Annotated in this window: 4 protein-coding genes; 1 reads left to right on the top strand and 3 read right to left on the bottom strand. The window is 60.2% G+C overall.

Going from position 1 to position 6,716, the window contains the following annotated elements; all coding sequences use genetic code 11:
* Nucleotides 1-252 precede the first annotated feature (252 nt).
* A complete protein-coding gene (locus tag B7X49_RS17295) occupies nucleotides 253-477 on the top strand; it encodes a hypothetical protein (RefSeq protein WP_286705229.1) in 225 nt (74 codons plus the stop codon).
* Nucleotides 478-510: 33 nt separating this feature from the next.
* Here the strand turns inward: B7X49_RS17295 and B7X49_RS17290 are convergent, their stop codons facing one another.
* From B7X49_RS17290 to B7X49_RS17280, 3 genes are all read right to left on the bottom strand, one after another.
* Nucleotides 511-4,608 carry an S-layer family protein gene (locus B7X49_RS17290; protein WP_286705228.1) on the bottom strand — a complete coding sequence of 1,366 codons (4,098 nt, stop codon included), beginning with the start codon at nucleotides 4,606-4,608 and terminating at the stop codon, nucleotides 511-513.
* A gap of 471 nt (nucleotides 4,609-5,079) precedes the next feature.
* Complete coding sequence (locus B7X49_RS17285; RefSeq protein ID WP_286705227.1) at nucleotides 5,080-6,015, bottom strand: hypothetical protein; 936 nt, start codon at nucleotides 6,013-6,015, stop codon at nucleotides 5,080-5,082.
* Between the two features lie 54 nt (nucleotides 6,016-6,069).
* Entirely contained in the window at nucleotides 6,070-6,615 is a 546-nt protein-coding gene (locus tag B7X49_RS17280; RefSeq protein WP_408735604.1) for a hypothetical protein, read from the bottom strand.
* Nucleotides 6,616-6,716 lie beyond the last annotated feature (101 nt).

Here is a 6,716-nt window from a genome sequence, read left to right as displayed (position 1 = left end):
CACGCCAGCCTCAGGCATGGTGAACATCATGATCGAGATCACCGGAATCAGTGATCGCGATCGACCGGAATGGATGATCGCGATCAACGGAATACGCAGGCTATCCCGGTTTCGGTTATCCCGCTTATGGCTACCCCGGTTATGGCGTGCCCTATGGCTACGGGTATGGCGATGGCTACCCCTATGGATTTGGCGGGATCGGCGTGGTGATCGGTGGTGGGGGCTGGCGCGGCGGCGGATGGGACCAGGACCATGGGCACTTTGGCCGGCCGGACGGTGACTTTCATGGCGGCGGGGGCGGTTTTCATGGTCCGCCGGGCGACCATGACGGCGGGCCCGGCGGGTTTCATGGCGCGTTTCATGGTGGACCGCCGGGGGGACGGCCGGGCGGTCCACCAGGTGCGCCGCCTGGTGGTGGCTTTCATGGCGGCGGGCATCCGGTTGGGCACGGCGGATCTCACTGAGGCGGGGCTGTGATGCTGTGCGTGGTGCAGCATCACAGCCGCGATATCAGGTGAGATTCATCGTGATTTTGGTGCCGTCGGTGAGGGTGAGATGATCCACGGTTTTGCCGAACGTCGATGACTGGATGTTGACACCGGCGTATTTGAAATTGTCCTTCGCAGCATCGAAATGATTGATGACCACGCTGCCGCCGCCCGAAACGCTGGAGAAATTGAAGTAATCGAAGCCTGATCCGGCGTTGACCGTCATGTTCCCGGCCCCCGCCACGATTTGGGCGGCGCCCGAGACCTGGTCGATGATGGCATTGCCCGAACCGGCCACGAAGGCGAGCGTGCCGGTGCTGCCAGTCAGGGTGATGTTGCCGGATCCTGCCTTGACGAGGTCCGGGCCATTGCCTTCATTGAGGCGTGTGTTTCCTGAACCGGCGATCAGCGCGATGCCGCCGCTGCCGCTGATGGCGCTGACGGCCCCGGCGCCTCCGAAAATCGTGCTGGCCTGGCTGCCGCCGACGAAACTCAACTGGCTGGTGCTGCCGCCGGCACTGACCACACCACCGCCGGCCATCGTGATCATGTCGGTGCCGGTGCTCATGACGGTGTCGTTGGCGGCGAGGTTGAGCCGATCGGTTGCGTTGGCGGCGGTGGTGATGCGGTCGTGCCCGGCGGAATCGGTGAGGGAGAGGCCGCCGCTGCCGCCGGTGATGGTGCTGTGGCCGCCCTCGTCCGACAGGATAGCCGCCGTCGCGCCGCCGGTGAAAGTTTGATCGGCCAGGTTCAAGGTTACAATCTGTGGTTGGGACGAGCCGGATCCGCTGCCGACTATGGAGGCGCTGGGCACCGTATTGGCGTAGTTCAGTTGGATGGTCTGGCCATCGACCAGAGTAAACACGCCGCCGGATGCATTGAACGAAGCGGAGCGCAGATACTCGTTGTTAGCGAAACCGGTGTAATTGATCGGATTTCGGGCGAAGGAATAGCCGTTGATGACGAGGGTGGTTGCGCTGTTGGCGTTGGTGACGTCGATGAAATTATAACCGGTTCCGGCATTGATCGTGGCGTCGCCGGTGCCGGTGATGATTTCGGCATTGCCCGTGGTGTTGCTCTGGTCGATTACGGCGGCACCGCTGCCGGCCTGGAAGAACATCTCGGCGCTGCCGCCGGTGAGGGAGATGGCCCCGGCGCCGCCGATGATGGAGTCGAGCCCGGCGCTGCCGACCTGGATGGTCGAGGCGCCGGCGCCGGCGATGATTGTGGTCTGCTGGCTGGCGGCGTTGATCGAGGCATCACCGGCAACCGAGGCGCCGCCGATGACGCTGGTGACGACCGGTGCAGGCGGCGGCGGCGGAGGCACGGTGAGGCCGCCACCGCTGGTGGAGCCGGCGCCGGTGGTTGAGCCGCTGCCGCTGGTTGAGCCGGCCCCGCCGGTTGAACCGCTGCCGCTGGTGGTGGTGGAGCCTGATCCGCCGGTGGAACCCGCGACGGTCGGGATCCCTTGTTCCTGGAACCAGGCGCTGGTGATGCTGGGGGTGCCGATTGTTTCGATGGTGAGGGTTTCGGTGGATGATACGTGCAGGACGACGCCGCCGCTGATGGTTGCGGCACTGGCCATGATGCTGGAGACCGCGGCGGTGCTGAGGGGGGCACCGGCGGCATCGACCAGGTCGAGATGGTCGTATTGGGGGTTGAAGCCGGAGATGGTGACGGCGCCGCTGGCCTGTTGGTTGATGACGAACAGATCCTGGCCGGTGCCGGGGGTGAGCAAGGCGGTGGTGCTGGCCTGGATGAAGGTGGCGCCGCCGCCGGCTTCGATGGTTTCGTTGCCGGAGCCGGCGAAAATGTCGTTGCCGTTGGGGCCGCCGATGATGGTGTCGGCGCCGGAGCCGCCGAACAGGAGGTTGATGCCGGTGCCGCCGATCAGTGTATCCGCGCCGGAACCGGCGTAGAGCAGGGCGTTTTTGGTGGGGTCGACCGGGGTGAGCAGGGTGGGCGTGGTATCGGTGGAGATGGTGACGTCGCCGAAGGAGAGGAGTTGGCCGTTGGCGAGGCGGGGGTCGATGAGGAATTGGGGTGTGGTGGATGCGGTTGAGTTGGGGCTGATGAATGGCGCGCCGCTGGCGAGGAGCCAGCCGAAGGCTTGCATGGCCTGGTATTGGTATGCGCCCATGGTTGCGGCGTTGGCGGCGGAACTGGTGCTGACGGTGATGATGCCGGCGAGGGTTTGGAGGGCGAGGGTGCCGTAGTCGCCGTTACTGTGAGCCCACCCGGAACCAGACCCGGAGACGTTTGAGCCCCCGGCCGCAATCGTCGCTTGCTCGATCTGTGCCCACGTTTGGTAGTAGATGCCCTTGCCGGCCCCACCGGTGGATGGCGGTGAAATATTTATGTTATACGCAATCCCATCTTTTGGACTGAATCCCTGGGCGTCAGCAAAGAAGCGGCCAACGAAAAAATTCGATTCCCATTTCAAAAATGTTACGGCGTTCTGGTTCCCCATTTCCGCACCTTGAATGACGGTGCTCGCGAAATAATCCTGCTCCCAGGGGCCGGCTGTACCAGAGCTCCCATATGTCCCGGGTAGTGTGCCGTAGGCTTGCCCTTCTTGCTGGGTCCAGCTCGGGATCATTGACACGAGATAGGCGTAATTATCGTTCGTCGCTTGTGCGAAGTAGGTGTAGTCGGCGGAGCCCTTCGGGTTGACGCTGGCAGCTTCCTGCAATGCCCGCAAACTCCACGCAGCGCCGCGCACTTGCTCTTCATTAACGACGAGGTCGGTGTACGTTGTTCCATTCGGGCTAGTGACTTGTCGCGTCGGGTTCCATTGATTGACCTCCGCGAAGGAAGCCTGGGCATTCAATTGTTCGAGATATTGCACATTGCCGGTCTGGATGTAGGCTGCGTACGACAAGTCCGGCATATGCGCCTGATCGGTCCTCCATCCGGAATTGCCGCTGACGGTCTGAGTCAGCCCAGGATTGCCGCGCGGATCGGTCCAGACGTTGACCTCTCCCGGCGTTCCCGTCGTCAGGAAAGCGCCGCCGCTGGTCGGGTCGTAGAAATGCCATGGTACCGATCCGGCTTCCTGCGCCTGTCCCAGCGCGTATGTTGCGGCTGTGGCGTTCTGGGTGATCAGCCAGGTCGCATTAGCCTGAGTGGTTGGCCCGATATCGCCGCGCCCCCCTGTCATCGGCATATATTGCGCAATACCGTCAACGCCCAGCGGCGCATTCCAGCCCGGTGCGGCGATCTGCGATGCCTCGCTACTGGAGGTGCCACTGATCGATCCGCTCGCAACGCCATATTGCGTATCGTAATTCTGGATCGCCCCGGTCGCCTCCAGATACGCGACATCGTGCTGAATGTTCAGCGCGCCCGCCGCCGGCGCTGTGCCGACCGTGGCGCTCCAATCCTGATATTCGTATTGCGTCAGGCTGGGTTGGGTGGCGATCGTTACGCCGTTCTGCGCGATGCTGGTGGAATAGGTGATCGTGCCGCCTGCGGTTTTCATCGCGACGTCGTTGTTGAACTGAAGGGTCGCCGAGATTTTGCCGTTGGCATAGGCGGTGACGTCCGCCTCGATCCGCAGCGAGCCTGAGACCGGAATGCTGACGATGGCTTCCTGCGCCAGGGGGCCGTTGAGCCATTTGGTCGCGGTGCCGGCGTTCAGCGCATTCAAGACGTCCTGGGCTATGTTGATCGTCTGCGTGCCGGTGGCACCGCCGGCGTTGGCGGTGATGTCGAGCGTGGCGGTGAGGGAATATTTCTGCAATGCCGTCAACAGGTTCGCCGCTGGAGCGGACAGGCCGGCGTTTGGCGTGCCGCCGATCGAGAGCATGACCCCGGTGGTGGAGTTGGCGGGCAATTCCGGTGCATCGACCGTCAGCACCGCCATGGCGACCGAGCCATCCGGGTTGAAGGTCTTGGCGTCCATCTGCACGGCGTAGACTTGGCCGTTGATGGTGGCCGTGAGTTGATCGGTGCTTTTCACGGCACCGGCCATGAAGGTTTCACCGAAACTGGTCGGCTGGGCGGCAATGACGGTGCTCGAGGTGTTCTGCAGGTTGAGCCCGACGATCTGACCCGCAACGCTCGCCTGAGGCACAGCGGGGGCGGCCGTGAAACCGGTTGGTGTAAGCGTGGTTGACATGAAAGCTCCCAAGGTTGAAGGGCGCAAAATCAGCTTAACACGAGGAAAGCAACCCCCAGTTGCTTTACGCCGCTTTAGAAATCGTGCGCGACGTCACTGTACGCGACATTGTCTAAAAAACGCAACCTCTGATACCCAAGATTTTTGAGACAATGCGCGAAAAAGGTACAATCCTCGTTGGAACAAGGAGACCGTTTTTGCCTCTGGCGAGATTATCGCGGAAGGAGTGTTAAAGAATGGTTTCCGGATTTGGGATTTTTCGTCGCCCGTCATGTGGTCATCGCGGACGATAGCCGCCCTGCATGTGGGGAGCGGTGCGGCATAGTCGGTACCGATGGACTTCAGATTTATGAGTTATGGCAACGATCACCGACAAACGATCATCGCGGCAATCGGGTGGTCGCATGACCGCACCCGCGCCGACGGTCAAGGCCGTTTATCTGAAATCGACTCGCCTAAATCACGGAAAGTTTATGCGGCGGTGAGCAGTCGATCGTATCTTGCGCAGGCACGATCCAAATACGCACGCTCCGATGCGAGAAATCGGTCACGATCCGGTAGTGTGCTCGCAACGTGCCGCCACAACACGGCGTCAAGGCGTGATCGAGTTGCCAGCAACGCAGCACCGCCCTCACCAAGTTCGTCAGACATTGGCCTGCGCTCGCCAAACAATGGTGGTCTTGCTTCGTTTGGATTGCCGCGCGGCGGGCCATTCAGTCGGCGCTCGAGTTTGCTCCAGAATGTCTGTCCCCAGACCGCCCCGAGCCACATCAACAAGCGTGAACGCATAGCATCGTTCTCGATAATATCAACAAAATCGAGCTCGGCCAGTCGCGCGAGGGCCTGATCCAAGAGCATTTGGTCGGCTCGTTCATCGATAAAGTCGTCTTGCGGAATCAACTCATTCGGCCACAACAGCATCCGGGTAATGACGTTGTCGGTCAGGCAGGCGATGGATGGCGTGGTCAGGAAGACCCGAAGTGGCTGACGCGCAATGGCCAAATGACTTGCCCAATTACCGAACTCAGACAGAGTCTCGTCGCTATAGTCCCTGAGATAAAACCAATGGGACAACACGCGCGATTGCGGTTCGCGCAAAATAGACATGATCTTGATATCCGGATAGCGCGCCAGCAGACTGGAACGGGCGAAATGTCCCGCGACCATATCGCCTTTCGCGGGCAACGCCGCTGGAGAGACGTAAATTCCACCGACACGGCCACCTTCCTGGCCGATTTCAAGATGGATTGATCGATCAGGAATGACTCCACCCGTTTGCGATAGATCCCAACCTTCGACACGTTGCAACGGCCGAAGAAACGCCTCAATCTCAGTCATCAACTGAGTGCCACCACACTTCGGAATGTGCATCAAGCCGAATTGCGGATGCAGATTGCGGCGCGTCATCGTGTATCGAGTTTTTTGAAACAATAGCACGAATAACCCCTACGTTAATTTATTCTAGACAGCTTCGCCACTAGACGGCTTCGCTTTAAAAAGCGATGCAATACGTGAGGCAACGGGTTCCAATGTCTCATCCCAGTCCCTCGCCATGTTGAGGGTATTCACCTCCCGTTCAACATTTACGACTGCGTGGCCTGCTCTGACGATATTTGCCGCCATAGACTCAATCGTAGCAGGACCAGAAAAAATATTTTCGGAGATCTGCGAAAGAGCCTCTAACGTCTTCGTCTCAAAAGTATTTGTCACTGAAATACCCCCGCAAGCCACCATTTCCAATACCGGATAACTTGTATGCGGCGACAACATAGGACAAAGCAATATATCGGCATCCCGCAACACCTGCCCATAGCTTGCGTAATCAAACCACGGTGCCGGCCGTAACCGATGTCCCTGCGACAAAGTCAATTCGGGCACCCCTCCCCGCCCACCAATTGCGAGGAACTCCCAACCGTCTGAAAAAATCGGGTCTTTTGTTGCCTCGCGCAGTGCGGTCAACCCTAATCCGAACAAGTTGCGCGTATTGCTCGGTCGCGCATAGAACAATAACCCGTGCCTATCCGGTTAAGTCAGACACCCACTACATGTGGGGTGGACCCATGCTCCCGAATAAAGCTGGGCATAGGTTGGCGCCTCGGCGCCGCCCG

Origin of the sequence: Acidiphilium sp. 34-64-41 (assembly GCF_002282635.1) — a bacterium.
Lineage (GTDB): Bacteria > Pseudomonadota > Alphaproteobacteria > Acetobacterales > Acetobacteraceae > Acidiphilium > Acidiphilium rubrum.
Note: the sequence above shows the minus strand (reverse complement) of the source record. Positions and strands in the feature narration are given on the sequence as shown.